The organism is Pseudomonas sp. B10(2017), assembly GCF_002113295.1.
In the GTDB taxonomy this organism is placed as follows: Bacteria; Pseudomonadota; Gammaproteobacteria; order Pseudomonadales; family Pseudomonadaceae; genus Aquipseudomonas; species Aquipseudomonas pudica.
The window spans coordinates 243985-268501 of the sequence record NZ_NEJU01000002.1 but is presented as its reverse complement, the minus strand read 5'-3'; the positions used below and the strand labels follow the sequence as shown (position 1 = coordinate 268501).

Annotated in this window: 28 protein-coding genes; 12 read left to right on the top strand and 16 right to left on the bottom strand. The window is 63.5% G+C overall.

Annotated elements, in window-relative coordinates:
* Positions 1–5: 5 nt before the first annotated feature.
* On the top strand, positions 6–359 hold the full coding sequence (locus tag CAF92_RS03840; RefSeq protein WP_046614972.1) for a response regulator: 354 nt from the start codon (positions 6–8) through the stop codon (positions 357–359).
* A gap of 45 nt (positions 360–404) precedes the next feature.
* Here CAF92_RS03840 and csrA read toward each other — a convergent pair whose 3' ends face one another.
* The 8 genes from csrA to CAF92_RS03805 form a co-directional block, all read right to left on the bottom strand.
* On the bottom strand, positions 405–602 hold the full coding sequence (csrA, locus tag CAF92_RS03835; RefSeq protein ID WP_004375914.1) for a carbon storage regulator CsrA: 198 nt from the start codon (positions 600–602) through the stop codon (positions 405–407).
* A 253-nt stretch (positions 603–855) separates the two neighbouring features.
* Complete coding sequence (locus CAF92_RS03830; protein WP_046614973.1) at positions 856–1878, bottom strand: DNA topoisomerase IB; 1023 nt, start codon at positions 1876–1878, stop codon at positions 856–858.
* 57 nt (positions 1879–1935) lie between these two features.
* The gene (modC, locus tag CAF92_RS03825; protein ID WP_085599308.1) at positions 1936–3027 is read right to left on the bottom strand and encodes a molybdenum ABC transporter ATP-binding protein; all 1092 of its coding nucleotides are present in this window, start codon (positions 3025–3027) and stop codon (positions 1936–1938) included.
* A gap of 1 nt (position 3028) precedes the next feature.
* Positions 3029–3709 carry a molybdate ABC transporter permease subunit gene (modB, locus tag CAF92_RS03820; protein ID WP_025339672.1) on the bottom strand — a complete coding sequence of 227 codons (681 nt, stop codon included), beginning with the start codon at positions 3707–3709 and terminating at the stop codon, positions 3029–3031.
* Positions 3709–4467 carry a molybdate ABC transporter substrate-binding protein gene (gene modA / locus CAF92_RS03815; protein ID WP_085599306.1) on the bottom strand — a complete coding sequence of 253 codons (759 nt, stop codon included), beginning with the start codon at positions 4465–4467 and terminating at the stop codon, positions 3709–3711. The genes modB and modA overlap by 1 nt, the downstream gene beginning before the upstream one ends.
* A 182-nt stretch (positions 4468–4649) precedes the next feature.
* Positions 4650–5738, bottom strand: a complete 1089-nt coding sequence (locus CAF92_RS03810; protein WP_085599304.1) for a nitronate monooxygenase family protein — start codon at positions 5736–5738, stop codon at positions 4650–4652.
* Positions 5739–5771: 33 nt separating this feature from the next.
* Positions 5772–5942: a hypothetical protein gene (locus CAF92_RS27410; RefSeq protein WP_013973186.1), complete on the bottom strand. Its 171-nt coding sequence runs from the start codon at positions 5940–5942 to the stop codon at positions 5772–5774.
* Between the two features lie 7 nt (positions 5943–5949).
* Positions 5950–6252 carry a DUF1883 domain-containing protein gene (locus CAF92_RS03805; RefSeq protein ID WP_004375922.1) on the bottom strand — a complete coding sequence of 101 codons (303 nt, stop codon included), beginning with the start codon at positions 6250–6252 and terminating at the stop codon, positions 5950–5952.
* A 160-nt stretch (positions 6253–6412) separates the two neighbouring features.
* Here CAF92_RS03805 and CAF92_RS03800 point away from each other — a divergent pair, with 160 nt between their 5' ends.
* From CAF92_RS03800 to CAF92_RS03765, 8 genes are all read left to right on the top strand, one after another.
* The gene (locus tag CAF92_RS03800) at positions 6413–6772 is read left to right on the top strand and encodes a hypothetical protein (RefSeq protein WP_025339668.1); all 360 of its coding nucleotides are present in this window, start codon (positions 6413–6415) and stop codon (positions 6770–6772) included.
* A gap of 77 nt (positions 6773–6849) precedes the next feature.
* Positions 6850–7500, top strand: coding sequence for a cytochrome c (locus tag CAF92_RS03795; RefSeq protein ID WP_085599302.1), 651 nt, complete (start codon positions 6850–6852; stop codon positions 7498–7500).
* The gene (locus tag CAF92_RS03790; RefSeq protein ID WP_046614978.1) at positions 7497–8411 is read left to right on the top strand and encodes a c-type cytochrome; all 915 of its coding nucleotides are present in this window, start codon (positions 7497–7499) and stop codon (positions 8409–8411) included. Before CAF92_RS03795 ends, CAF92_RS03790 begins: the two co-directional genes overlap by 4 nt.
* Positions 8412–8616: 205 nt before the next feature.
* A complete protein-coding gene (galU, locus tag CAF92_RS03785) occupies positions 8617–9456 on the top strand; it encodes a UTP--glucose-1-phosphate uridylyltransferase GalU (protein ID WP_013973181.1) in 840 nt (279 codons plus the stop codon).
* A gap of 180 nt (positions 9457–9636) precedes the next feature.
* Entirely contained in the window at positions 9637–10992 is a 1356-nt protein-coding gene (gene gorA / locus CAF92_RS03780; RefSeq protein ID WP_085599300.1) for a glutathione-disulfide reductase, read from the top strand.
* Positions 10993–11260: 268 nt separating this feature from the next.
* On the top strand, positions 11261–11824 hold the full coding sequence (gene ahpC / locus CAF92_RS03775; RefSeq protein ID WP_004375926.1) for an alkyl hydroperoxide reductase subunit C: 564 nt from the start codon (positions 11261–11263) through the stop codon (positions 11822–11824).
* A 267-nt stretch (positions 11825–12091) separates the two neighbouring features.
* Positions 12092–13654 (top strand): alkyl hydroperoxide reductase subunit F, encoded by a 1563-nt coding sequence (ahpF, locus tag CAF92_RS03770; protein WP_085599298.1) that lies wholly within the window; start codon positions 12092–12094, stop codon positions 13652–13654.
* Between the two features lie 171 nt (positions 13655–13825).
* A complete protein-coding gene (locus CAF92_RS03765; RefSeq protein ID WP_013973178.1) occupies positions 13826–14014 on the top strand; it encodes a hypothetical protein in 189 nt (62 codons plus the stop codon).
* Between the two features lie 4 nt (positions 14015–14018).
* Here the strand turns inward: CAF92_RS03765 and CAF92_RS03760 are convergent, their stop codons facing one another.
* The 5 genes from CAF92_RS03760 to lpxO form a co-directional block, all read right to left on the bottom strand.
* Positions 14019–14666, bottom strand: coding sequence for a YceH family protein (locus CAF92_RS03760; protein WP_046614981.1), 648 nt, complete (start codon positions 14664–14666; stop codon positions 14019–14021).
* A gap of 110 nt (positions 14667–14776) precedes the next feature.
* Positions 14777–15988, bottom strand: coding sequence for a serine/threonine transporter SstT (gene sstT, locus CAF92_RS03755; protein ID WP_085599296.1), 1212 nt, complete (start codon positions 15986–15988; stop codon positions 14777–14779).
* Positions 15989–16066: 78 nt separating this feature from the next.
* On the bottom strand, positions 16067–16636 hold the full coding sequence (locus CAF92_RS03750; protein ID WP_046614983.1) for a GNAT family N-acetyltransferase: 570 nt from the start codon (positions 16634–16636) through the stop codon (positions 16067–16069).
* A gap of 78 nt (positions 16637–16714) precedes the next feature.
* Positions 16715–17059 (bottom strand): carboxymuconolactone decarboxylase family protein, encoded by a 345-nt coding sequence (locus CAF92_RS03745; protein ID WP_013973174.1) that lies wholly within the window; start codon positions 17057–17059, stop codon positions 16715–16717.
* A 119-nt stretch (positions 17060–17178) separates the two neighbouring features.
* A complete protein-coding gene (gene lpxO / locus CAF92_RS03740; protein ID WP_046614984.1) occupies positions 17179–18078 on the bottom strand; it encodes a lipid A hydroxylase LpxO in 900 nt (299 codons plus the stop codon).
* A gap of 158 nt (positions 18079–18236) precedes the next feature.
* Between lpxO and thpR the strand changes: the two genes are divergently transcribed.
* Complete coding sequence (gene thpR, locus CAF92_RS03735; RefSeq protein WP_085599294.1) at positions 18237–18782, top strand: RNA 2',3'-cyclic phosphodiesterase; 546 nt, start codon at positions 18237–18239, stop codon at positions 18780–18782.
* A gap of 27 nt (positions 18783–18809) precedes the next feature.
* On the opposite strand, the gene CAF92_RS03730 is transcribed toward thpR, so the two are convergent.
* Positions 18810–19715 carry an AraC family transcriptional regulator gene (locus tag CAF92_RS03730; RefSeq protein WP_085599292.1) on the bottom strand — a complete coding sequence of 302 codons (906 nt, stop codon included), beginning with the start codon at positions 19713–19715 and terminating at the stop codon, positions 18810–18812.
* A gap of 180 nt (positions 19716–19895) precedes the next feature.
* Here CAF92_RS03730 and calA point away from each other — a divergent pair, with 180 nt between their 5' ends.
* Positions 19896–20948 (top strand): vanillin reductase, encoded by a 1053-nt coding sequence (gene calA / locus CAF92_RS03725; protein WP_085599290.1) that lies wholly within the window; start codon positions 19896–19898, stop codon positions 20946–20948.
* A 137-nt stretch (positions 20949–21085) separates the two neighbouring features.
* On the opposite strand, the gene CAF92_RS03720 is transcribed toward calA, so the two are convergent.
* Complete coding sequence (locus tag CAF92_RS03720; RefSeq protein WP_046614989.1) at positions 21086–22402, bottom strand: hypothetical protein; 1317 nt, start codon at positions 22400–22402, stop codon at positions 21086–21088.
* 204 nt (positions 22403–22606) lie between these two features.
* Between CAF92_RS03720 and CAF92_RS03715 the strand changes: the two genes are divergently transcribed.
* The gene (locus tag CAF92_RS03715; protein WP_085599288.1) at positions 22607–23824 is read left to right on the top strand and encodes a sugar transporter; all 1218 of its coding nucleotides are present in this window, start codon (positions 22607–22609) and stop codon (positions 23822–23824) included.
* A 58-nt stretch (positions 23825–23882) separates the two neighbouring features.
* On the opposite strand, the gene CAF92_RS03710 is transcribed toward CAF92_RS03715, so the two are convergent.
* Positions 23883–24467 carry a LysE family translocator gene (locus CAF92_RS03710; RefSeq protein WP_085599286.1) on the bottom strand — a complete coding sequence of 195 codons (585 nt, stop codon included), beginning with the start codon at positions 24465–24467 and terminating at the stop codon, positions 23883–23885.
* Positions 24468–24517: the final 50 nt, after the last annotated feature.

Below are 24517 nucleotides of genomic sequence, written 5' to 3'. Positions count from 1 at the left end.
GGGCGATGAACACCATCCTGATCGTCGATGACGAGTACCTGATTGCCGACATCCTCGGTTACGCCCTGGAGGACGAAGGTTTTCTGGTGGAAAAGGCGAGCAACGGCCGCAAGGCGCTGGAGGCACTGAAGGAAAAGCGCGTTCAGCTGGTCATCACCGACTACATGATGCCGGTGCTCAACGGTGAGGAATTGGTGCGCTCGATGCGTGAAGACCCTGCCTTGAGCAAGTTGCCGGTCATCCTCATGAGTGGCGCGCAGGCCAACCAGGGATGCCCGCAACTGTTCGCCGCGGTGTTCGACAAACCGTTCGACATGGACTGTATGATCGCCAAGGTGCACGAACTGCTGGGCACCTGAGGCGTGGGGCGATCAAGCGCGTCCGTGCGGCTTGAGGCAGGTCGCTCAGTGCGAGTCGTCGTGCTTTTCCGGCGCGGGGCTGCCGGCCTGGATACGCTTGAAGATCTCTTCGCGATGGACCTGGACATCTTTCGGTGCATCGATCCCGATCCTCACCTGCATCCCTTTGACGCCCAGAATGGTGACTTTGATGTCATCGTTGATGACGATGCTTTCGCCAACCTTGCGGGTGAGTATCAGCATGTAGTTCTCCTTGGTGATGTAAAAGTCCGTCGGGCTAGTTGCCACGGCGGCGGGAGCTTGTCCCTCTTCCTTCTCATTAAAGACGCTTTCGGCGGATAGTAATTCCCCGACAGACAAATTCTGTTGCGTGTCTTCAGTCGCAGGTGCCGAAGCAAACCGCCAGCGGTTTGTCGGCCAAGGTGCTCGGTGGCAAGAATAGGGTGCTTGGCGGCCAATGGGAAATTTCTTCGCATCATGGTCTGAATAGACCGGGTTAATGGTCATCCTGTTCCTCGAGTGCCTGAAGAAACAACAGCAAGGCCACCTCTTCACGGTCCAGACCTTTGCGTACACGGTTCTTCGGCAAGTTGGCCAGGCGCCCAAGGGCATAGTGTTCAAGTACCGCCGGGTGAATGTAGCAGCGCCTGCAAACTGCCGGTGTATTGCCCAAGCGTGATGCGACCTGGCGGACGATGGCGGCAACCTGGCGTTTGGCTTCGCTCTCGGGCTCCCAGGCCAAGGGCCTGAGCAGGGCCAGGGCCAGGCTGCTTCCGGCCCAGGTGCGGTAGTCCTTGGCGGTGAAGTCGGCACCGGTCAGCTGCTGCAGAAACTGGTTGACCTCGCTGGAGCCGACACTGTGACGCTGGCCGTCGTCGTCCAGGTACTGAAACAGCGCTTGCCCGGGCAGCTCCATGCAGCGCTTGAGCAGGTTGGCCAGGCGCCGATCGTTGAGGCTGACGCTGTGCTCGACGCCACGCTTGCCGCGGAACTGGAAGCGGATGCTGCTGCCTTTCACCTCGACATGACGGTTGCGCAGGGTGGTCAGTCCATAGGACTGGTTGTCACGCAGGTAGCGCTGGTTACCGATCCGGATCAGGGTGTGGTCCAGCAGGCTGACCACCAGCGCCATCACCTTTTCCCGGTCCAGGCCCGGCCGGGCAAGGTGGGCGTGCAGCTGTGCACGCAGTTTCGGCAGGGCCTGGGCAAACGCCAGCATGCGCCCGTACTTGTGCTGGTCGCGTACTTCGCGCCACTGCGCATGGTAGCGGTACTGCTTTCGGCCACGGGCATCGCGACCTGTCGCCTGCAGGTGGCCTTGCGGGTCGGCGCAGATCCACACCTCGGTATAGGCCGGTGGGATTACCAGTGCAGCGATGCGGGCGAGAGTATCGCTGTCGCGTACCCGCTGGCCGTCGGCATCCAGGTAGATGAAGCGGCCCCGCCAGCGCCGCCGGGTCAGGCCTGGCTGGCTATCGTCGACGTAGTGCAGGGTGCGTGGAAGGGGGCAGTCAAGCATGGCTGGCAGGCCTCGATCAGGTCACTGATCAATGGACACCAGCGACGGGGCCGATGCTCAGCCTAGCAACGCCACCGATTTGATCTGCGCAAACAGCACCTGGCCCGGGTGCAGGCCGAGCTGGTCTGCCGAAAAGCGGGTGATGCGCGCTAGCAGGGCGTTGCCGCCGGCATCCAGGCTGACCAGTACATGGGCCCGGTTGGCGGCCGGGCGGCTTTCGCGCACGCGCACCGGCAGGCGGTTGAGGATGCTTGAAGTGCTGTCGGCTGCCAGGGCCAGGCTGACGTCACGTGCCTGTACCTTGACGCGCAAGGTGCTGCCCACCACCTGGGCCGGGTGGGCGATGCGCAGTAGCGGCCCGTCATTGCCGGACAGGCGCAGGTCGAGTAGTTCGTAGTGCGGGTCATACCCCACCACCAGGCCCTCGAACACCACGCCGGCATCCTCGCCCTCGGCCAGCGACAGGTCGAGACGGGCCAGGGTTTCGCCGATCGGGCCGCTGGCCACTGCCTGGCCTTGCTCCAGCAACACCAGGTAGTCGGCCAGCCGCACCACTTCCTCCTGGGCATGGCTGACATACACCAGCGGGATGTCCAGTTCGTCGTGCAGGCGTTCCAGGTAGGGCAGGATCTCGCGCTTGCGCGGCCCGTCGAGGGCAGCCAGCGGCTCGTCCATCAACAGCAGGCGCGGGCTGCTGAGCAGGGCGCGGGCAATGCCCACCCGCTGCGCCTCGCCACCGGACAAGGTCGCCGGCCGACGTGCCAGCAAGTGGCCGATACCCAGCAACTGGCAGGCCTGGTCGAGGCTGACCTTGCGCTCGGCGGCGGCCACCCGCCGCCAGCCGAACTCCAGGTTGCCGCGTACCGACAGGTGCGGGAACAGGCTGGCCTCCTGGAACACATAGCCCACCGGGCGCAGGTGCGGTGCCTGGAAGAAGCCCCGGGCGCTGTCTTCCCAGATTTCGCCGTTGACTTCGATGTAGGCGCTGGCGGCCCGCTCCAGCCCGGCCAGGCAACGCAGGCAGCTGGTCTTGCCAGAACCGGAGTGGCCGAACAACGCACTGATGCCGCGGCCGGGCAGGTGCAGGTCGACGTCCAGGGTGAAGTCGTCGCGCGCCAGTTTCAGGCGCGCCACAATCGATGCGCTCATATCAGCTCCAGCCAGCCTTGCCGCGGCGTCCAGCGTACAGCAGGAGCAGCACCAGGAACGAGAATACCAGCATGGCACCGGCCAGCCAGTGCGCTTGCGAATAGGCCATGGCTTCGACATGGTCGAAGATCTGCACCGAGACCACGCGTGTCTTGTCGGGGATGTTGCCGCCGATCATCAACACCACGCCGAACTCGCCCACCGTGTGGGCGAAACCGAGGATGCTGGCGGTTATGAAGCCCGGGCGGGCCAACGGCAGCACCACGTGGACGAAGGTGTCCCAGGGGCTGGCGCGCAATGTGGCAGCCACTTCCAGCGGCCGCTGGCCAATTGCGCCAAAGGCATTCTGCAGCGGCTGGACCACGAACGGCATGGAGTAGATCACCGAGCCGATCACCAGGCCTGTGAAACTGAACACCACGCTGCCCAGGCCCAGCGCCTGGGTCGCCTGGCCCAGCCAGCCATGCGGGCCGAGGGCGATCAGCAGGTAGAAACCGATCACCGTGGGTGGCAGCACCAACGGCAAGGCCACTACCGCGCCAACCGGCCCGCGCAGCCACGAGCGCGTGCGCGCCAGCCACCAGGCGATGGGCGTGCCGACGATCAGCAGGATCAGGGTAGTCAGGCTGGCCAGTTTCACGGTCAGCCAGATGGCACCCAGGTCACTGGCATCCAGTGGCATCAGATTTCATAACCGTAGGATTTGATCACCGCCGCGGCTTTCGGGCCCTTCAGGTAGTCGACCAGGGCCTTGGCGGCGGGGTTGTCCTTGCCTTTTTCGAGGATTACCGCGTCCTGGCGGATGGGCTCGTGCAGGGACGAGGGCACGATCCAGGCCGACCCGCTTTCGACCTTGCCATCCTTGTAGATTTGCGACAGGGCGACAAAGCCCAGCTCGGCATTACCGGTGGAGACGAACTGGAACGCCTGGGTGATGTTCTGCCCTTCGACCAGCTTGCGCTTGGTGGTTTCGGTCAGTTTCAGCTTGTCCAGCACCTGGGTGGCGGCCAGGCCGTAGGGAGCGGTTTTCGGGTTGGCGATGGACAGGTGCTTGAACTGGTTCTTCTTCAGCACTTCGCCGTTGGCGTCGACATAGCCGGGCGTGGCCGACCACAGGGCCAGGGTGCCGATGGCGTAGGTGAAGCGCGAGCCCGGAACAATGGCCTTTTCCTGCTCGAGCTTGGCCGGGGTGCTGTCGTCGGCAGCCAGGAATACCTCGAACGGCGCCCCGTTCTTGATTTGCGTGTAGAACTGGCCGGTGGCGCCATAGGCGGCGACCAGCTTGTGGCCGGTGTCTTTTTCGAAGTTCTTGGCAATGGCCTGGATCGGCGCTGTGAAGTTCGCTGCGACCGCGACCTGGACTTCATCGGCCCAGGCATTGTTGAAGGCGAGCAGGCTGGCCAGGGCGGTGGCAGCCAGGTGGGACGGGCGGATACGCATGAAGACAGTTCCTTGGGAGTTATCGTTATAGCCTGAACTATATAGCGATAGGCCATGGGCCGGAAAGGGGGCAGGATGATGCATGGGCAGGTCCGGCCCTTCGCGGGCTTGCCCACTCCTACAGGGGCGCTCCAATATTCGAATTGTGGGAGCGGGTTCACCCGCGATGAGGCCAGACCTGCTTATGCAAACGCCTGGCGGCCGACTACGGCCAGCGCCTTTTCGGCAATCTCTCGGGTCAACGCACCCGCCGGCATATGCCTGCCCAGCCGCAACGCCTGCCCCGACCACAGGTTGCTGAAATCGCTGTTGCCTTGCGGATCCGTAATCGCCCGCAAAGGCATCAATGCCCCACCGGCCAGCGGGAAGCGCGGTGCCAGGTCGCTCATTGGCCCCAGCTCACGCATGATGCGGTTGTTGATGCCACGCGCCGGTCGGCCGGTGAACAGGTTGGTCAGCGCCGTGTCGCTGGCAGACGCGCTGTCCAGGGCCAGGCGATGCGCCGGCGAGACCTTGGCCTCGGGGCAGAACAGGTAAGCCGTGCCGATCTGCACGGCCGAAGCCCCCAAGGCCAGTGCCGCCAACAGGCCGCGGTGGTCAGCAATGCCGCCGGCGGCAATCACCGGCACGCTGACCGCATCGGCCACCTGCGGCACCAGGGCGAAGGTACCGATCTGGCTGGTGATATCGTCGCTGAGGAACATGCCGCGATGGCCGCCCGCTTCATAGCCCATGGCAATGATCGCATCACAGCCGTGGAGCTCCAGCCACTCTGCTTCTTCTACGGTGGTGGCGCTGGACAGCACCTTGGCACCACTGGCCTTCACCCGTTGCAGCAGGTCGGCCTGAGGCAGGCCGAAGTGGAAGCTCACCACCTCCGGGCGCAGTTGCTCGACCAGCTGGCAGCTCTGTTCGTCGAAAGGCGCGCGGTTGGACACCGGCGTGGGCGCCGCGAAGTCGGCACCCACTTCGTTGTAATAGGGCTCGAGCGCCTGCTTCCAGCGTGCATCGCGCTCGGCATCGGGCGCAGGCGGCTGGTGGCAGAAGAAGTTCAGGTTCAACGGGCGGCCTGGGCAGCCGGCGCGGAAGGCGGCGATCTCGGCGCGCACCTGGTCGCCCGTGAGCATGGCGCAGGGCAGGGCGCCCAAACCGCCCGCCAGGCCGACGGCAATGGCCATGCCCGAGCCCGTCGCACCGGCCATGGGGGCCTGCAGAATTGGCAACTCGATGCCCAGCAGGTCGAGGATGCGGCGGTCGGGCCAGTGGCTCATGCGATTCTCCTTGCGCGGGCGAGCGGCGGGGGCTTACAAGGCTTTGCTGACCTGGATGTCGCTGATCTTCTCGGCGTCTTCGCCGTGAATCTTGCGCAGGGCTTCCAGGGCTTGTTCGAGGGAAGCGTCGGGCATCAGCGCGAAGTCCCAGCGGCGCTGGCCGTCGAGTTTGTACTTGATGACGTACTTGGTGGTCTGGGTCATGGTGGCCTTATCTGAGTTTCGATGATGAACGACGGACGATCTTGATCTTGTGGGTCAAGGTTGGCTTGCGGGTGACCGAGATCGGGCGGGTTGTCACGGTATCGATGGTGATGTTCCAGAAACCGGTGCTGGGCACGGTGATCTTCGCCGGGAACTTGTCGAAATGGCCACCGTGGTAGGTGTGACGGCCGCCGTTCTTGAAGCTGCGGAAGTTGGCGTCGTTCATCAGGCGGATATTGCAGCGCTGGGAACACTCGATGACGACAATGTCGTCCTCGTTCAGGTGCTCGCGCTGGTGTACGAATTTCATGTGATGCTCCGCAAGGATTGGTTCTGCAAACGCGAAAGATACCACGATGTCGAGTTACACTGCCGCGCTGTTCCGCCAGGCGTAGATAAATCTGCCAAAGCAGGGAGCAAAACGGCCTGGCTGTGGTCGAAGCGGATTCTTGAAGGCAGAGGTGCTGCAAATGAAGTGGATGGTGGCGGCGTTGGCGGTGACGCTGGGTGGCTGTGTGAGTGTTACCGAACTGGAACAGTCGCGTGAAACGCTGGATGTGATCTCCGGCAAGTCCCCGCGCGCGTATGCCGATTGCGTCAAGCAGAAGCTGGCCGATACCCGCGACCCGCTGGTGGAAGAGCAGCGCGGCGATGGCCTGCGGCTGATCGTGCCACAGAAGATCAGCTCGGGCGTGGGCCCGGCGGCGCTGGTGGATATAGACAAGCGTGGCAGCGGCAGCAGCATCAAGCTGCACGAGCGGCTGAACAACTTCCCGCTGCGCCTGGGCGACGTGCGCACCGCAGCCACCCAATGCATCTCCGGGAGTTGATCCAGCGCAACTGATCACGCTCCTTTTGCTTATATGTTTTAGGCCTAAGCATATAACAATAGAAAAGGAGATTCGTGATGACACCGTTGAGACGCGTCGTGATCGGCAGCCTGCTGATCCTGGCCTGGCCCGCGGCGCATGCCGCCGATGGCCAGAAAGTCTTCACCCAGGGCGGGGCCAACCCCGCCGCCATGGCTTGCCTGGGTTGCCATGGCCCGGACGGCAAGGGCATTGCCGCTGCCGGCTTCCCACGCCTGGCCGGGCTGCCGGCCGCTTACCTCAGCAAGCAATTGCATGATTGGCGCAGCGGCAGCCGCAAGCAGCCGGTGATGGAGCCGCTTGCCAAGGCCCTGAGCGAGGATGAGATCAAGGCTGTCAGCACCTATCTGGCCAGCCTGCCGGCAGACCCTGCAAGCGACCTGCGTCGCCAGCAGATTGCCGATGACCCCACCACCCGCATGGCCCTGTACGGTGACTGGAGCCGACAGATTCCTGGTTGCGTGCAATGCCATGGCCCGGGTGGTGGCGGGGTTGGCGAACACTTTCCGCCCCTGGCCGGCCAGCCCGCCAGTTACCTGGTGGCGCAGCTCAATGCCTGGCGTGACGGCACCCGCAGCAATGACCCCAACCAGCTGATGGTCGGTGTGGCAAAGGCCATGACCGATGACGAGATCAAGGCTGTTGCCGAGTTCTTCGCCCGCCCCGCCAGCCAGGAGGTCAAGCCATGAAACCGATGATTCCAGCCCTGTTGCTGCTGGCCATGGGCAGCGCCCAGGCCGCCCAGATCGCCATGGAAGACCAGTCGCAGTTGAAAGTGCCTGGCGTGCAGGCCGCGCCGCAGTTCGTGCCGCCAGCGGAAAGCGAGTTGCCTGACAATGCCTTTGGCAAGATGGTGCGTGAGGGGCATGCCTTGTTCGTCGACACCCGCAGGTTGATGCCCGAGGCCGTGGGCAATGGCATGAACTGCAGCAACTGCCACCTTGACCAGGGGCGGCTGGCGCATTCCGCGCCGATGTGGGGGGCGTACCCGATGTACCCCGCCTACCGCAAGAAAAACGACAAGGTCAACACCTACGCCGAGCGTATCCAGGGCTGCTTCCAGTTCAGCATGAACGGCAAGCCGCCTGCGGCCGACAGCCCGCAGATGACGGCGTTGGCGGTGTATTCATACTGGCTGTCGACCAAGGCGCCGACCGGCGTGGAGATTGCCGGGCGTGGCTACCCGGAGGTGCCGCAGCCCAAGGGCGGATACGACTTCAAGCGCGGCCAGCAGGTTTATCGTGAGCAGTGTGCGATTTGCCACGGCGACAACGGCGAAGGGCAGAAGGTGGCGGGCGAGTATGTGATGCCGCCGCTGTGGGGCAAGGACTCCTACAACTGGGGCGCTGGCATGCACCGCATCAACACTGCGGCGTCGTTCATCAAGTACAACATGCCGCTGGGCAAGCCGGGCAGCCTGAGTGACCAGCAGGCCTGGGACGTGGCGGCCTGGGTCAACCGCCATGAAAGGCCGCAGGATCCGCGTCTGGTGGAAGGCTCCATCGAGAAAACGCGGGTGAAGTTCCATGCCAACGATGGGGTGAACCTGTATGGGCAGAAGGTCGATGGGGTGCTGATCGGGCAGGGCACCGGTAGCTGATTGCCTGCCAGGCCAATACAGGCACCCCCATTTGCTGTCATCCAGCTGTCGTGGATGACAGCAATATTTACGATCCCCCGGAACTATCTACACTGGGTTATCTCTATCTTCCCATCGATCGGCCACAGGTGGGGCATTGTAAGGTGACTGCCGCCTGATTAGACTGCGCCGAATTCCACAGGCCTAGCCTTTTTTAAGGACGTATATGATCAAGAAATGCTTGTTCCCGGCAGCCGGTTACGGCACCCGCTTCCTGCCCGCTACCAAAGCCATGCCCAAGGAAATGCTGCCGGTGGTCAACAAGCCACTGATCCAGTATGGCGTTGAAGAGGCACTGGATGCCGGTCTGAACGAGATCTCCATCGTCACCGGGCGCGGCAAGCGTGCTCTGGAAGACCACTTCGACATCAGCTATGAGCTGGAAAACCAGATCAAGGGCACCGACAAGGAAAAATACCTGGTTGGTATCCGTCGCCTGCTCGACGAGTGCTCGTTCTCCTACACCCGCCAGACCGAAATGAAAGGCCTGGGCCACGCCATCCTGACCGGCCGCCCGCTGATCGGTGACGAGCCTTTCGCCGTGGTGCTGGCGGACGACCTGTGCGTGAACCCGGAAGGTGACGGCGTACTGACCCAGATGGTCAAGCTGTATAACCAGTTCCGTTGCTCGATCGTCGCCATCCAGGAAGTCGATCCGCAGGAAACCAACAAGTACGGCGTGATCGCCGGCGACATGATCCGTGACGACATTTTCCGCGTCACCAACATGGTCGAGAAGCCAAAGCCGGAAGATGCCCCGTCGAACCTGGCGATCATCGGTCGCTACATCCTGACCCCGGACATCTTCGACATCATCGCCAACACCGAGCCGGGCAAAGGCGGCGAGATCCAGATCACCGACGCCCTGATGCAACAGGCGCAGAACGGCTGCGTGATCGCCTACAAGTTCAAGGGCAAGCGTTTCGACTGCGGTGGTGCCGAAGGCTACATCGACGCGACCAACTTCTGCTTCGAGAACTACTACAAGACTGGCAAGGCTTACTGACAAGCCGCTAGTTGCTTGAGACTGGGGCCGCTTTGCGCCCCTTCGCGGGCTCGCCCGCTCCTACAGGTATTGTGCAGACCTTCAAGGTTGCGCCGGTACTGTGGGAGCGGGCGGGCCCGCGAAGGGGCGCAAAGCGGCCCCAGTGCGTTATGCTGGGCGCCTGCCTAGGAGAGTGAATACATGGCCTACGATTTTGATCTGTTCGTGATTGGTGCCGGGTCCGGCGGTGTACGCGCGGCGCGGTTTGCCGCCGGCTTCGGGGCAAAGGTGGCAGTGGCCGAGAGCCGCTACCTGGGCGGTACCTGTGTCAACGTCGGCTGCGTGCCGAAAAAACTGCTGGTGTACGGGGCACATGTCGCCGACGAACTGGAGCAGGCCGCAGGCTTCGGCTGGACCCTGGAAGAAGGGCATTTCGACTGGGGCACCCTGATTGCCAACAAGAACCGGGAAATCGAGCGCCTCAACGGCATCTACCGCAACCTGCTGGTCAACAGCGGGGTCACCTTGCTGCAGGGGCATGCGCGTCTGACCGGTGCCAACGAAGTGGAAGTGGACGGCCAGCGCTACACCGCCGAGCACATCCTAATCGCCACCGGTGGCTGGCCACAGGTGCCGGACATTCCGGGCAAGGAACTGGCCATCACCTCCAACGAAGCCTTCTACCTCAAGGACCTGCCACGCCGAGTGCTGGTGGTGGGCGGTGGCTATATCGCGGTCGAGTTCGCTGGCATCTTCCAGGGCCTGGGGGCGGCTACCACGCTGCTGTACCGTGGCGACCTGTTCCTGCGTGGCTTCGACGGTTCGGTACGCACGCACCTGAAGGAAGAACTGGAAAAGCGCGGGCTCGACCTGCAGTTCAACGCCGACATCCAGCGCATCGACAAGCTCGAGGACGGCAGCCTCAAGGCCACCCTCAAGGATGGGCGCGAGCTGGTCACCGATTGCGTGTTCTATGCCACCGGCCGGCGCCCGATGCTGGACAACCTGGGCCTGGAAAACACCGGCGTCGAGCTGGACGCACGGGGTTACATTCGTGTTGACCAGCAGTACCAGACCACCGCGCCGTCGATCCTGGCCATTGGCGACGTGATTGGCCGCGTGCAACTCACTCCGGTGGCTCTGGCCGAAGGCATGGCCGTGGCCCGGCGCCTGTTCAAGCCCGAGCAATACCGCCCTGTGGACTACCAGAACATCCCCACCGCAGTATTCAGCCAGCCGCCGATCGGCACCGTGGGCCTGACCGAGGAGCAGGCGCTGGAGGCCGGGCACAGGGTACAGGTATTCGAGAGCCGCTTCCGTGCGATGAAACTGACCCTGACCGACATCCAGGAAAAGACCCTGATGAAGCTGGTGGTCGATGCCGAGACTGACAAGGTACTGGGTTGCCACATGGTTGGCCCCGACGCCGGCGAGATCATCCAGGGCCTGGGCATTGCCCTGAAGGCCGGTGCGACCAAGCAACAGTTCGACGAAACCATTGGCGTGCACCCGACCGCGGCCGAAGAGTTCGTGACCATGCGCACGGTCACCCGCTGACGCCACTGGCCCCATCGCCGGCAAGCCAGCTCCACAGGTATCGCACAAGTCCAGAGACCTGCGCTGTACCTGTGGGAGCTGGCTTGCCGGCAATGGGGCCCTTGAATGCCCCCGCAATCCTTTGCTCAGCCCATTCCCTTCTATTAATTATCCTCGGTTATAGCCAAAACCAATCAAAAGCATGAGCTTTGCCAATGAGCCTTTAGCGGGATCAGCGGTTAGGATTCTCTCCATCAAATGTTTCCAACCCCATGAAGGAGCGTCTCTCATGCCAATCATCAACAGCCAGGTCAAACCGTTCAACGCCACCGCCTACCACAAGGGCGAATTCGTCCAGGTCAGCGAAGCCGACCTGAAAGGCAAGTGGTCTGTCGTGTTCTTCTACCCGGCCGACTTCACCTTCGTCTGCCCGACCGAGCTGGGTGACCTTGCTGACAACTACGCCGAGTTCCAGAAGCTGGGCGTGGAAATCTACGGCGTGTCCACCGACACCCACTTCACCCACAAAGCCTGGCACGACACTTCGGACACCATCGGCAAGATCCAGTACCCGCTGATCGGTGACCCGACCCACGTCATCTCGCGCAACTTCGACGTGCTGATCGAAGAAGCCGGCCTGGCCGATCGCGGTACCTTCGTGATCAACCCGGAAGGCCAGATCAAGATCGTCGAACTGAACGACGGTGGTGTAGGCCGCGATGCTGCCGAACTGCTGCGCAAAGTGAAAGCTGCCCAGTACGTTGCCGCTCACCCAGGCGAAGTTTGCCCGGCCAAGTGGAAAGAAGGCGAAGCCACCCTGGCGCCATCGCTGGACCTGGTCGGCAAGATCTAATTTTCGCCCGATAAGCGCCTGCGCGACGACCATGCTGCGTTGAAAACAGGCTCGGAATGCTCATTGACAACCTGTCAACTCCGCTTCCTCGCCTGTTTTCGCCTTGCCTGATCGCCGCGCGGGCACTTCTCGAACGAAAATCCGATCATGCGCTTGACGCGGGCGGTGAGCAGCCGCCAAAGCTGAAGTACTTACCGCCCCGTCAAACGCCCGGGCGACCTCGCCTGGGCGTTTTTGTATTCGAGTTTTGAAAAAGGAATCGCCCGTATGTTGGACGCCACGCTTAAATCGCAACTGAAAACCTACCTGGAGCGGGTCACCCAGCCGATCGAGATCGTTGCCTCCCTCGACGACGGCGCGAAATCCCGCGAATTGCACGACCTGCTGGCGGAAATTGCCAGCCTGTCGAATCTTATTACCTTCAGTGCGGACGGCAGCGATGCCCGTCGTCCATCGTTCTCGCTGAACCGCCCGGGGGCCGACATAAGCCTGCGCTTCGCCGGCATCCCCATGGGCCACGAATTCACCTCGCTGGTGCTGGCACTGCTGCAAGTCGGCGGCCACCCCTCGAAGGCCAGTGCCGAAGTGATCGAGCAGATCCAGGCACTGGAAGGCGAGTTCACCTTCGAAACCTACTTCTCGCTGTCGTGCCAGAACTGCCCCGATGTGGTCCAGGCGCTCAACCTGATGGCGGTGCTCAACCCCAACGTACGCCACGTGGCCATCGACGGCGCGCTTTTCCAGGCGGAAGTGGAATCGCGCAAGATCATGGCGGTGCCGAGCATCTACCTGAACGGCGAACTGTTCGGCCAGGGCCGCATGGGCCTGGAAGAAATCCTTGGCAAGATCGACACCAACGCAGGCAGCCGCCAGGCCGAGAAGATCAATGCCAAGGACGCCTTCGACGTGCTGGTGGTAGGTGGTGGCCCAGCCGGTGCTTCGGCAGCCATCTATGCCGCCCGTAAAGGCATCCGCACCGGTATTGCGGCCGAGCGTTTCGGCGGCCAGGTGCTCGATACCCTGGCCATCGAGAACTTCATCTCGGTACAGGAAACCGAAGGGCCGAAGCTGGCTACGGCGCTGGAAGAGCACGTCAAGCAGTACGACGTGGACATCATGAACCTGCAGCGCGGTGAAGCCTTGATCCCGGCCACCGATGGCGGCCTGCACGAAGTGCGCCTGGCCGGCGGCGCATCGCTCAAGGCCAAGACCGTAATCCTGGCCACCGGTGCACGCTGGCGCGAAATGAACGTGCCGGGCGAGCAGGAATACCGCGCCCGTGGCGTAGCCTACTGCCCGCACTGCGACGGCCCGCTGTTCAAGGGCAAACGCGTGGCGGTGATCGGTGGTGGCAACTCCGGCGTGGAAGCGGCCATCGACCTGGCGGGTATCGTTGCCCAGGTAACACTGATCGAGTTCGACAGCCAGCTGCGTGCCGATGCCGTGCTGCAGCGCAAGTTGCACAGCCTGCCCAACGTGAAGGTGATCACCAGTGCGCTGACCACCGAAGTGCTGGGCAATGGCGAAAAGGTGACCGGCCTGCGTTACAAGGACCGCACCAACGACCAGCAGCATGAAGTGGCGCTGGAAGGCATCTTCGTGCAGATCGGCCTGCTGCCGAATACCGACTGGCTGAAAGGCACCCTCGAGCTGTCGCCGCGTGGCGAGATCATCGTCGACGCCAAGGGCCAGACCAGCATCCCGGGTGTGTTTGCGGCGGGTGACGTGACGACCGTGCCGTACAAGCAGATCGTGATCGCGGTGGGTGAGGGGGCCAAGGCATCGCTGGCGGCCTTTGACCACCTGATTCGCACTTCGGCACCGGCGTAAGCCCGTACCGGCCTCTTCGCAGCGCAAGGCTGCTCCTACAGGGAATTCCACAGTATTCAAAAACTGTGCGGAATCTGTAGGAGCAGCCTTCTGCTGCGAAGAGGCCAGTACAAACAAAGCAGCACATGAGGATGTCTATGATTACTGCAGACACCCTCAGGAATCACACCCATGACCCTGATCAGCCGCGAACCCTGGTGGCTAGTCCCCCCGAAACCCGGGCAGCAAGAGCAGGACCTGCACTGGGGCTACCTGGAAATCTACGCCGACGGCCGCACCGTGTTCGTCGACCAGCGCCCGAGTGACCGAGAGCTGGCCGAGCGCAAGAGTTGCCGGAACTTCCCAGACCCCGAGCCGTGACGGCTCAGCCTTCCAGCTCGGCCAGGCGTGCCTCCAGCGCCGCGATGCGGGCTTCGAGGGCTTCGATGCGTTCTTCCGACACATTGCCGCCGCTGCTGCGTGCCCCGCCTTCCTGCTGCCGTGCAGCCAGGATCGCCTCGATTTCCGCCGGGTCGCCCAAGGCATGGGTGTAGCGGTCTTCGCGCTGGCCGGGCTGGCGTGGCAGGTGCAAGGCCAGGCCGCGCGAGATCAGGCGTTCCAGCTGGTGCTGGATCTGCTCGGTGTCGTCGAAGTCGTGCAGGCGGTTGCTGCGGGTCAGCAGTTCGTTGAGGGTTTGCGGCCCGCGCAGGAACATCAGGCCCATCAGCACCAGTTGCGCCGGCACCAGCTCCAGTGCTTTGTCCACCCTCTGTTCCCAGCGGTCGGCGCGGCTGCCCATCTGCAGGCGGGTCATGTCTTGCCCTTCGAGGGCGCGCAGGGCCTGGCCGACCTGGCCTTGGGTGAGATTCATCACCGGTTCGCGGCTGGTCTTCTGGTTGCAGGCCAGGACCAGGGCGTTGAGGGTCAGCGGGTAGCTTTCAGGGCTGGTGGCCTGCTTCTCGATCAGCGAGCCGAGAACACGGATCTCGATGCTGTTGAAGCGGCCTTCGCCGACGGTTTCGTGTTCTGACATGGCCCTGTCTCATTGCTGGGGAAAGGCCACTAGGGTAGGTAATGCCACCGTGTTAGGCAATTGGCACCTGTGGGGGCGGGTGAACCCGCTCCCACAGGTGCCCGGCAAACTCACGCGTTGCGCCGCTCTTCAGCCTGGCACGCCGCCGCGGTAAACAGCACATCGGTCGAGGAATTCAGCGCCGTTTCCGCCGAATCCTGCAGCACGCCGATGATGAAGCCAACCGCCACCACCTGCATGGCAATTTCGCTCGGGATGCCGAACAGGCTGCACGCCAGCGGAATCAGCAGCAGCGAGCCACCGGCCACGCCCGAGGCGCCGCAGGCACAGACCGCCGCCACCACGCTGAGCAGCACGGCGGTCGGCATGTCCACCGGGATACCCAGAGTATGCACTGCCGCCAGGGTCAGCACGGTAATGGTGATGGCGGCACCGGCCATGTTGATGGTCGCGCCCAGCGGGATCGACACCGAGTAGGTGTCTTCATGCAGGCCAAGGCGCTCCGACAGGGCCAGGTTGACCGGGATGTTGGCCGCCGAACTGCGGGTGAAGAACGCGGTGATACCGCTTTCGCGCAGGCAGAGCAGGGTCAGCGGGTAGGGGTTGCGGCGGATTTTCCAGTACACGATCAGCGGGTTCATCACCAGCGCCACGAACAGCATGCAGCCGATCAGTACTGCCAGCAGGTGCAGATAGCCGAGCAGGGCGTCCAGGCCCGACTGGGCCAGCGTGGCGCTGACCAGGCCGAAGATGCCCAGCGGGGCGAAGCGGATGACCACGCGCACGATCAGGGTTACGCCGTTGGACAGGTCCTCGACCACGGTGCGGGTGGTTTCGCCGGCATGGCGCAGGGCCACGCCCAGGCCGATGGCCCAGGTCAGTATCCCGATGAAGTTGGCGTTGAGCAGGGCGTTGATCGGGTTGTCGACCGCACTCAGCAGCAGGTTCTGCAGCACCTCGGTGATGCCGCCCGGCGCGCTCAGCGTAGCGTCGCTGGTGCTCAGCACCAGGTTCGACGGGAACAGCATGCTGGCGGCCACGGCGACTACCGCGGCCCCGAAGGTGCCCAGCAGGTACAGCCAGAGGATCGGGCGGATGTGGGTTTCCTGGCCGTGGCGGTGGTTGGCAATCGAGGCCATGACCAGGATGAACACCAGCACGGGTGCCACCGCCTTGAGGGCGCTGACGAACACTTTCCCGAGGAATGCCATGTCGCGGGCGATGGCGGGCGCAAGCATGGCCAGGGCTATGCCGGCAATCAGGCCGATGACGATCTGCGTCACCAGGCTGGTGCGGTTGAGGAAGCGGAGGATGGGGGTCATGTGCAGCGATATCCCAGCATGTTCAAAAAGGGCGCGACTTTACCATAGACCTTCGTCGAGCAGGGCGGCCTGAAGAACTCAGCGCCCGCGCCGACGCGACACCCGCGCTTCGATGTTCTTGCGCCCGATCAGCAGTGGCGGCTTCTCCACTACCGGCTCGTCTGCCAGCCACTTGTACATCACCAGGCAGTCCACCAGCCCAAGTCGGGCATGGCGGTAGGCCTTGGGCAAACGGCCAACGGTTTCGAAGCCCAGCTTGTGCCAAAGCGCCACTGCCACCTCATTGGTGGCCACCACCGAATTGAATTGCAGGGCCAGAAAACCCTCCTGGCGCGCCTGTTTCTGTGAGTGCTCGCACATCAACCGCGCAACGCCGCGGCCGCGTGCCGGTTCACAGACCATGTAGCCGCAATTGCCCACGTGCCCACCAGGCCCTGCGGTATTGGCCTTGAGGTAATACGAACCCAGCAGCTCGCCGTCTTCCTCGGCCACGAATGTGCGCACGGGCAATTCCAGCCATAGCTGGCGGGCCTGATCGAAACCGAGGTCGGGGTCGAATGCGTAGGTTTCACGGGCCTGTACTACGGCCTGAAAGGTGGGCCAGAAGCGTTCGAAGTCTTCCGGCGTCATCGGGCGGATGTGGATCATGCGGGTTCCTGCAAGGGCTGGGCCGCCCAGTCTGGGTGGCGCGGCGCCGTCGCGCAAGGGCGGCGACGCCATTTGCGTTCAGCCGTTGGCCTTGCCTACCGCATCCATGGCACGTGCCGAGTAGACCAGCGCGGCACCGGCGTTCATCGCCACGGCCACGCCGAGGGCTTCGGCGATTTCCTCGCGGCTGGCGCCGTGCTTGACGGCCTGCTGCGAGTGCACGGCGATGCAGCCGTCGCAGCGGGTGGTCACGGCCACGGCAAGGGAAATCAGCTCGCGGGTCTTGGCGTCCAGGTGGTTGGTCTTGGCCCCTGCGCCGCTGGCGGTCATGTAGCCGGCCACGGTGTCAGGGGAAAGCTGCTTGAGATCGCCGATGCCGGCCATCAACTGCTTACGGTAGGCGTCCCAGTCCATCATGCTCATCGTCTTCACCTTGGAGAGGTTGCGAGTGGAGCTTTCAGGCTAGTCGAAGAGTGGGAAGGGTGAGACTTGTACTTTGGTTGGTTGCGCGCAGGCCCTTGGGCTGCGCGCAACCACAGCGATCAGATGTAGATGAACACCAGCACCAATGCCGCGACGAACGCCCACTTCTCCAGATAGTAGCGCGTGCGGTTGCGCTTCTTCAGTGCCTTGCCACGTTCGCGGATCTTGTAGATACGGGTGAACAGCCGGTTGATGCCACCGGTCTTGTCCCCGGCATCGTTGGGTGCGGCGGCAGCGGCCATGACGTTGCGGCTGAACCAGCGATTGAACGCGGTTGCCCAGCGGTACTTGAGCGGGCGTTCCACGTCGCAGAACAGGATTATGCGGTTGTGCTCGGTGGTATTGGCCGCATAGTGGATGTAGGTCTCGTCAAAGACCACGCCCTCGCCGTCGCGCCAGGAATACTTCTCACCATCCACGTCGATGTAGCAACCGTCGTCGTTCGGCGTGTCCAGGCCCAGGTGGTAGCGGTACGAACCGGCATACGGGTCGCGGTGGCGCACCAGCTTGGCGCCCGGCGGCAGGGTGGCGAACATGGCGGCCTTGACCGTGCCGATACCTTTTAGCAACTCGGTGGTGCGTGGGCACAGGGTCATCGCCGATGGGTGGCTTTCGCCGTACCACTTCAGGTAGAAGCGCTTCCAGCCGGTCTTGAAGAATGAGTTGAAACCGACATCATCATAATTGTCAGACTTCTTGATTTCGCCCACATGCAGCAGCTGTTGGGCTTCCTCGCGGATCTCCTGCCAGTGGTCCTGCAGCGTCTGCAGTTCGGGGAAGGCCTCCACCGGCAGGTAAGGCTTGGCCGGGTGCCTGGAAAACAGGTACAGGAAGCTGTTGACCGGAGCCAGGAAGCTGGAGTGATCGCCCAGCTGACGGGTCAGCTTGTGACGAACCCGACCGCGCAGGTGAACATAGGCGATCGAGAGGGCGAAGAGGAGTACGAGTGCAATTTTCATGGACGTTTACTTGTCGAAAAATGGCCATGCGCCATGGCATAAGCCCGCCAGCATAAACAATCATGGGGGTAGTTTGTACTTATTGTTGCGAAACGACGGGGCGACTTAGGTGTAATGCCCTACAGCCTTGCGCAAACGTTTCATGTTGAGGAGTTCGTATGATTCAGGACGTACGCCCCGGCGGAACCCCCTTCAAGCGGTTGTTTTTCGCCTTGCCGGTCAGCGAGGCTCAGCGTCGCGCCCTGGCTCAGTGGCGACGTGGCTTGAACCTGCGTAGCGGCAAGCCGGTGCCGGCCGCCAACTTCCACGTGACATTGCTGTTTTTGGGCGATGTGGATACCGCCCAGGCGCCTGCAATTTGCGCGGCGGTCGACCAGCTTTCGCTGTCGTCCGCAGCACCGCGGCTGGTACTGGACCGCTTGCAGGTGTGGCAGCGGGCCAGCGCCTTGGTGCTGGAGGCACAGCAGACGCCGCCGGCCCTGTTGCAGCTGGTGTACAGCTTGCAACAGGCGCTGCTGCCGTTGGGAGTGGAAGCGGCCGACCGTGAGTATCGCCCGCACCTGACGCTGGCCAGGGATTACCGCGGCCAGCCGCCAGAAGCCAGCAGCGCGCCGGATTTTTACCTCGCCGCCCGCCATTTCACACTGTACGAGTCGCGCAAGGGCGCTTATTGGCCATTGGCGCAATGGCCGCTGTCGAGCTGATTCAGGCCATGGCGCCAGGGCAGGCGATTACACCGGCAGGCTCTGGTACGGCAATTCATCCCCGGGGCTGCGGTCGAACTGGCGCTTGTATTCGCGGCTGAACTGCGAGGTGCTCTGGTACCCCACCCGGTGCGCGGTCTGTGCCACCCCCAGGCCTTCGCCGATCAGCATCTGCTGCGCCTTCAGCAGCCGCAGGCGCTTGAGGTACTGCATCGGTGCCATGTCGGTGCAGCGCTTGAAGTGCTCGTGGAAGGTCGAAACGCTCATGTTGGCGCGCGCGGCCAGCGCTTCCACGCTCAGCGGCTCGGTGTAGTGTTCGCGCAGGTAGGCAAGGGCGGCGCCGATGCGGGCGAAGTGCCCTTGTTGCTCCACCAGCGCCCGCAACACGCCCGCCTGTGGGCCGCGCAAGGCGGTGTACAGCACCTCGCGTACCCGCGCCGGGCCCAGTACCCTGGCGTCCACTGGGTCCTGCAGGCAGCGCAGCAGCCGTTCCACGCATTCGCGCATCGGCGCATCCAGTGCCGCCGAGGTCATCGACTGCGGGGTTTGCGCCTGCACTGCGGCATCCGGCGCCAGGGCCATGCTTTGCACCAGTTCACCCAGCACGCTGCGGTCGATATCCACCGCCACGCCCAGCAACGGTGCTTGGGGAGTGGCGAAGGTTTCGCACATGAACGGTACCGACAATGCCTGCACCAGGTAATGCCCGGCGCCGTACTCCAGGGTACGCGGCCCCAGGCGTGCCAGCTTGCTGCCCTGGGCCAGAATCATCAGGCTGGGTTCGTAGATCTGCGGGCTGCTGGCCACATAGTGATCCCAACTCAGCACCTGCACCTGGGGCAGGTGCGTAGGCACGAAGCCCGGGCGCGTGGCGAGGCTGCGGATCAGTGTGCAAAGCGGCGCATTGGCGTCGACGTGTCGGGTCAATTGCATGATGGACCTGGGCAGAGGATCAGACAGTTTGATCATCGCAGAATGAACGCTCGGCGCCAGATGTTGCATGGCATCTTCGGAGAATCAGGCATCGATACCGGAGAATCAGCCGTGGGCGGAGCCACGCATGGCGCGCAGAATGCGCAGCCTGAATCGTTTCACTTCATAGCGAGGCCCTGCATGTACACCGCCATCGGTTACGCCGCCCAGACCCCCACCAGCCCTCTGGCTCCCATGACCTTCGAACGTCGCAGCCCGCGCCCTGACGACGTCGCCATCGATATCCTGTACTGCGGCGTGTGCCACTCCGACATTCACCAGGCGCGCAACGAATGGGGCATCGCCGTGTACCCGCTGATGCCTGGCCACGAGATCATCGGCCGCGTCACTGCGGTGGGCGACAAAGTGACCGCGCACAAGGTCGGCGACCTGGTCGGCGTTGGCTGCATGGTCGACTCATGCCGCCACTGCGAAGCCTGTGCCAAGGACCTGGAGCAATATTGCCTGGAAGGCCCGACCATGACCTACGCCACCCCGGACCGGGTCGACGGTAGCAACACCATGGGCGGTTACTCCAGCAGCATCGTGGTCAGCGAGCACTTCGTGGTGCGCATCCCGGCCGGCATGGACCTGCCCAGCGCCGCGCCAATTCTCTGCGCCGGCATCACCACTTATTCGCCGCTCAAGCACCACGGCGTCGGCCCTGGTCACAAGATCGGCATCCTCGGCATGGGCGGCCTGGGCCACATGGCTATCAAGCTGGCCAAGGCCCTTGGCGCCGAAGTGACCCTGTTCACCCGTTCCCAGGGCAAGGCCGAGGAAGCCCGTCGCCAGGGTGCCGACCATGTGATCGTGTCCACCGATGCCGAGCAGATGCACGCCGCGGCGGGCCGTTTCGACTTCCTGCTCGACACCATCCCGGTGCAGCACGACCTCAACCCGTACCTGGAAACCCTGAAATTCGATGGCGTGCACATCCTGGTCGGCCTGATCGAGCCGATCGACCCGGCGGTGCACGCGGCCAATCTGGTGATGAAGCGTCGGGTGCTGGCGGGGTCATTGATCGGCGGAATTGCCGAGACACAGGAAGTGCTGGATTTCTGTGCCGAGCACGCGATTCGTTGTGATATCGAGTTGCTGGATATCCGCAACATCAACCAGGCGTATGAGCGGATGATTGCCGGGGACGTGAAGTACCGGTTCGTGATCGACATGGCCACTTTGCAGGGCTGATTGGTTGCCTGCCCCGGCCTCTTCGCGGGCTCGTCCGCTCCCACAGGTACAGCACAGGCTTCGTGAGCTGTGATTTGCCTGTGGCAGCGGGTTTACCCGCGAAGAGGCCGGCACAGGCAATGAAGACGCTGGATCTGTTACCAGGCCAATGCCCTGTCCCAGCCTTTCCAGAACAACCACCGCCGTACCTCGCCATGCGCCCCGGTACCGATCTGCCAGGCAGGCCGCCCGCTATCCAGGGCAACCACCGAAACAAACCCGGCATGGCTCGCTGCCACCAGCGTACGCCCGTCAGCACTGATATCCAGCGCACTGATGGTCGACCCCAGGTAATGCTGCCAATGCTCCACGCCATCTTCGCCAAACGCCCGCAGGTAACCATAGGCATCCCCCACGATGTACTCACCGTCGCGCGCCACGCCGGCATACACCCGTGCACCATCCTGTACCAGCGGGGTACGTGGGTCCTGGCTGTAGTAGTCGGTGTCCAACCCCGGCAAGTCGGCCACCCTGACGGCAAGTGTGGCACCGCTGTAGAAATGGCAGGCATTGACTATCAACTGGTCACCCGCGTGGTTGAACAGCGCAAAGTGCGGATACTCGCTGGCCGGGCCGATTGCTGCTACGGGCCTGAGCTGGTCGTCCAGTACCAGGTGACGGCTGCCTTGTTCGCCGACCACGATCAACCGGCCATCCACCGACACCGCACCATGCTCCATGCTCAGCCCGAGGCTGATGTCGTCCGGGTCGGTGCCTTCGTCCAGTTCGTCGAGCACCCGCGCCTGTTGCGGCAGCAAGCGGGTCGCGCCGTGGCGGGCCAGCAGGAAGATACCCTCGGCACTCACCAGCAGCACCCGCTGGCCATCCGGGAAGGGGATCAGTGCGGACGGCGTGGGCGGCAGTTCGAATGGCTCGAACGGGTAACCCGGCGGCAACCCCTCCAGCCCCGTGGGCCAGCTCAGGCGCAGCACCTGCGGGCCCCCCCAGCCATCGGTCACGCGTATGCCCTCTGCATTGGCCAGGGCGAAATAGCGCCGGGCCGGACAGCGGCCGAAGTGATCGACGCCGATCACCGGGGTCACCCCGAGATTGTCAATGCGCACCACCTGGCCTTTGTCATGCGGCATGCCGATGCGTGCCAGCAGGCTGCCATCCTCCAGCAGCAGGACGTTGCCGATGCCTTGCCCGTGCTCCTTGATCAGCGGTAGCAATGGGTGGTGGGCGGGCGGCCAGGCTTCGCGGAAGGCTTGCTGTTCGGAGGCTTCGACGCCAGGCCGGTTGGCTGCTTGCAGGGCTTGCAGCCAGGCATCGAGCAAATGCTCGGTGGCTTGCGGCAGGGGCTCTTCCAGGTCATCCCAACCTTGCGCGCGGCCCTGCGCGACATAGTCGTTGACGGCCTGCGCATAGGCGATGACCGCCTGCTGCCACTGCTGCTGGGTGTGCTGCTGGTCCATTAGCGGATCGGGCTCCTTGTTGCATACGCGTTCGTACAAAGCGCGCATGTTACTCCTTCTGCCCGGTTCGCGGTTGTGAGCCCCCGGCTTGACGCGTACCATGCCGGGCATTCCTTCCAATAACAAAGCGTGCGTCCACACCCCGGCAAGCGGGTGACTGGCGTGCGTCCTGTTGCCTTGCCTGCGGAGAAGCGGTTTGCACCCATGAATGGACCCATACCCACCAACATGCCACCCACGGCGGGTAGCGGCAGCTGGCTGAGCGTCATTGCGCTGGCCCTGGCGGCCTTCATCTTCAACACCACCGAGTTCGTCCCGGTGGCGCTGCTCAGCGACATCGGCCGCAGTTTCGACATGAGTACCGCGCAGGTCGGCCTGATGCTGACCATCTACGCTTGGGTGGTGGCGCTGGCCTCGCTGCCGATGATGCTGCTGACCCGCAACATCGAGCGGCGGCGCCTGTTGCTGTTCGTGTTCCTGGTGTTCATCGTCAGCCACTTGCTGTCGTGGTTGTCGCAGAGCTTTGCCATGTTGCTGGTCAGCCGTATCGGTATTGCTTTGGCGCATGCGGTGTTCTGGGCCATCACCGCTTCCCTGGCGGTGCGTGTAGCGCCGCCCGGCCAGCAGGCCAAGGCGCTGGGCCTATTGGCCACTGGCACCACCCTGGCCATGGTCCTGGGTATCCCGCTGGGCCGCGTGGTGGGCGAAGCGCTGGGCTGGCGCACCACCTTCCTGAGCATTGCCGGGGTGGCGCTGGCGACCATGCTGTGCCTGATGAAGTCGCTGCCGCTGCTGCCCAGCCAGAACTCGGGTTCGCTGCGCAGTCTGCCGATCCTGTTCAAGCGCCCGGCGCTGGTGATCACCTATGTGCTGGTGACGCTGGTGATTACCGCGCAGTTCACCGCTTACAGCTACATCGAACCGTTCGCCCTGCACGTGGCGAAGATCGGCGGTGAGCGCACCACACTGGTGTTGCTGCTGTTCGGCGGTGCCGGGGTATTCGGCTCGTTGCTGTTCAGCCGTTACAGCGACCGCTTCCCGCATGGCTTCCTGGTGGGCTCGATCGGCCTGTTGGCGGCGTGCCTGTTGCTGCTGTTGCCGCTGTCGGGCAACTTCTACGTGTTTGCCGCGTTGAGCATGTTCTGGGGTGTGGCGATCCTCAGCTTCAGCCTGTCGCTGCAGTCCAAGACCCTGAAGCTGGCGTCCGATGCCACCGATGTGGCCATGGCGCTGTTCTCGGGTATCTACAATATCGGCATCGGCGGTGGTGCTTTGCTGGGCAGTATCGTCAGCAGCCAGCTGGATGTGGCGGATATCGGCCTGGTGGGCGGTAGCGTGGCGGTGGTCGGGTTGCTGCTGGCTGTGGCCAGCACCCGGCGATTCCGCGAGGCGCTGGGCGGGGGGCAGGGCATTCCTGAATGACCGCGCTGTTTTTTTCGCGGGCGTGCCCGCGAAGAGGCCGGTACTGGCAATAGCGGGCTCAAGCCAGTACGGCAGCCCACGCAGAAATCAACAACACCCCCGCCAACACCTGGTTGAACACCCGCAACCGCCGCGGTGCCTGCAACCAGCGCGCGCTGCCCACTCCCAGCAGCGCCCAAGCCGCCATGCTTGGCAGGGCGATCAGCAAGAACACCAGCGCCAGTTGCCATACTGGCAACGACGGCGCGGCAAACACCCCGACCACCGCCACGGCCATCAACCAAACCTTCGGATTGACCACCTGCAGAGCGGCCGCGCTGAGTGCACTGAGGCCTTGCACCGTGGCTGCCTGTAGCGGGGCGGTAGCACTGCGCAACATCTTCCACGCCAGCCAGCTCAACCACAGAACCCCGGCCCAGCTCATCAACTGCTGGGCCAGCGGGTGGCGCAGCAGCAGTTCACCCAGCCCCAGGCCCACCATCAGCACGATCGCCGCTGCGGCACCGCAGGCCGCAACGACCGGCGCCAGGCTCGCGCACAGGCCAAAGCGGGCCCCATGGGCAAGAATCAACAGGTTGGTCGGCCCCGGGCTGATGCTAGATACCAGGGCAAACAGGATGAAGGGCAACAACGACTGCGACATGATCAAGGGCTCCAGATAAACGAAGCACCATGCTCGCTGCCCGCCGCCTT

What these genes read in the sequence shown, in the direction of transcription:
- CAF92_RS03840 (WP_046614972.1), top strand. Translation starts at nt 6, where the DNA reads ATGAACACCATCCTGATCGTCGATGACGAGTACCTGATTGCCGACATC.
- csrA (WP_004375914.1), bottom strand. Translation starts at nt 602, where the DNA reads ATGCTGATACTCACCCGCAAGGTTGGCGAAAGCATCGTCATCAACGAT.
- CAF92_RS03830 (WP_046614973.1), bottom strand. Translation starts at nt 1,878, where the DNA reads ATGCTTGACTGCCCCCTTCCACGCACCCTGCACTACGTCGACGATAGC.
- modC (WP_085599308.1), bottom strand. Translation starts at nt 3,027, where the DNA reads ATGAGCGCATCGATTGTGGCGCGCCTGAAACTGGCGCGCGACGACTTC.
- modB (WP_025339672.1), bottom strand. Translation starts at nt 3,709, where the DNA reads ATGCCACTGGATGCCAGTGACCTGGGTGCCATCTGGCTGACCGTGAAA.
- modA (WP_085599306.1), bottom strand. Translation starts at nt 4,467, where the DNA reads ATGCGTATCCGCCCGTCCCACCTGGCTGCCACCGCCCTGGCCAGCCTG.
- CAF92_RS03810 (WP_085599304.1), bottom strand. Translation starts at nt 5,738, where the DNA reads ATGAGCCACTGGCCCGACCGCCGCATCCTCGACCTGCTGGGCATCGAG.
- CAF92_RS27410 (WP_013973186.1), bottom strand. Translation starts at nt 5,942, where the DNA reads ATGACCCAGACCACCAAGTACGTCATCAAGTACAAACTCGACGGCCAG.
- CAF92_RS03805 (WP_004375922.1), bottom strand. Translation starts at nt 6,252, where the DNA reads ATGAAATTCGTACACCAGCGCGAGCACCTGAACGAGGACGACATTGTC.
- CAF92_RS03800 (WP_025339668.1), top strand. Translation starts at nt 6,413, where the DNA reads ATGAAGTGGATGGTGGCGGCGTTGGCGGTGACGCTGGGTGGCTGTGTG.
- CAF92_RS03795 (WP_085599302.1), top strand. Translation starts at nt 6,850, where the DNA reads ATGACACCGTTGAGACGCGTCGTGATCGGCAGCCTGCTGATCCTGGCC.
- CAF92_RS03790 (WP_046614978.1), top strand. Translation starts at nt 7,497, where the DNA reads ATGAAACCGATGATTCCAGCCCTGTTGCTGCTGGCCATGGGCAGCGCC.
- galU (WP_013973181.1), top strand. Translation starts at nt 8,617, where the DNA reads ATGATCAAGAAATGCTTGTTCCCGGCAGCCGGTTACGGCACCCGCTTC.
- gorA (WP_085599300.1), top strand. Translation starts at nt 9,637, where the DNA reads ATGGCCTACGATTTTGATCTGTTCGTGATTGGTGCCGGGTCCGGCGGT.
- ahpC (WP_004375926.1), top strand. Translation starts at nt 11,261, where the DNA reads ATGCCAATCATCAACAGCCAGGTCAAACCGTTCAACGCCACCGCCTAC.
- ahpF (WP_085599298.1), top strand. Translation starts at nt 12,092, where the DNA reads ATGTTGGACGCCACGCTTAAATCGCAACTGAAAACCTACCTGGAGCGG.
- CAF92_RS03765 (WP_013973178.1), top strand. Translation starts at nt 13,826, where the DNA reads ATGACCCTGATCAGCCGCGAACCCTGGTGGCTAGTCCCCCCGAAACCC.
- CAF92_RS03760 (WP_046614981.1), bottom strand. Translation starts at nt 14,666, where the DNA reads ATGTCAGAACACGAAACCGTCGGCGAAGGCCGCTTCAACAGCATCGAG.
- sstT (WP_085599296.1), bottom strand. Translation starts at nt 15,988, where the DNA reads ATGACCCCCATCCTCCGCTTCCTCAACCGCACCAGCCTGGTGACGCAG.
- CAF92_RS03750 (WP_046614983.1), bottom strand. Translation starts at nt 16,636, where the DNA reads ATGATCCACATCCGCCCGATGACGCCGGAAGACTTCGAACGCTTCTGG.
- CAF92_RS03745 (WP_013973174.1), bottom strand. Translation starts at nt 17,059, where the DNA reads ATGAGCATGATGGACTGGGACGCCTACCGTAAGCAGTTGATGGCCGGC.
- lpxO (WP_046614984.1), bottom strand. Translation starts at nt 18,078, where the DNA reads ATGAAAATTGCACTCGTACTCCTCTTCGCCCTCTCGATCGCCTATGTT.
- thpR (WP_085599294.1), top strand. Translation starts at nt 18,237, where the DNA reads ATGATTCAGGACGTACGCCCCGGCGGAACCCCCTTCAAGCGGTTGTTT.
- CAF92_RS03730 (WP_085599292.1), bottom strand. Translation starts at nt 19,715, where the DNA reads ATGCAATTGACCCGACACGTCGACGCCAATGCGCCGCTTTGCACACTG.
- calA (WP_085599290.1), top strand. Translation starts at nt 19,896, where the DNA reads ATGTACACCGCCATCGGTTACGCCGCCCAGACCCCCACCAGCCCTCTG.
- CAF92_RS03720 (WP_046614989.1), bottom strand. Translation starts at nt 22,402, where the DNA reads ATGGACCAGCAGCACACCCAGCAGCAGTGGCAGCAGGCGGTCATCGCC.
- CAF92_RS03715 (WP_085599288.1), top strand. Translation starts at nt 22,607, where the DNA reads ATGAATGGACCCATACCCACCAACATGCCACCCACGGCGGGTAGCGGC.
- CAF92_RS03710 (WP_085599286.1), bottom strand. Translation starts at nt 24,467, where the DNA reads ATGTCGCAGTCGTTGTTGCCCTTCATCCTGTTTGCCCTGGTATCTAGC.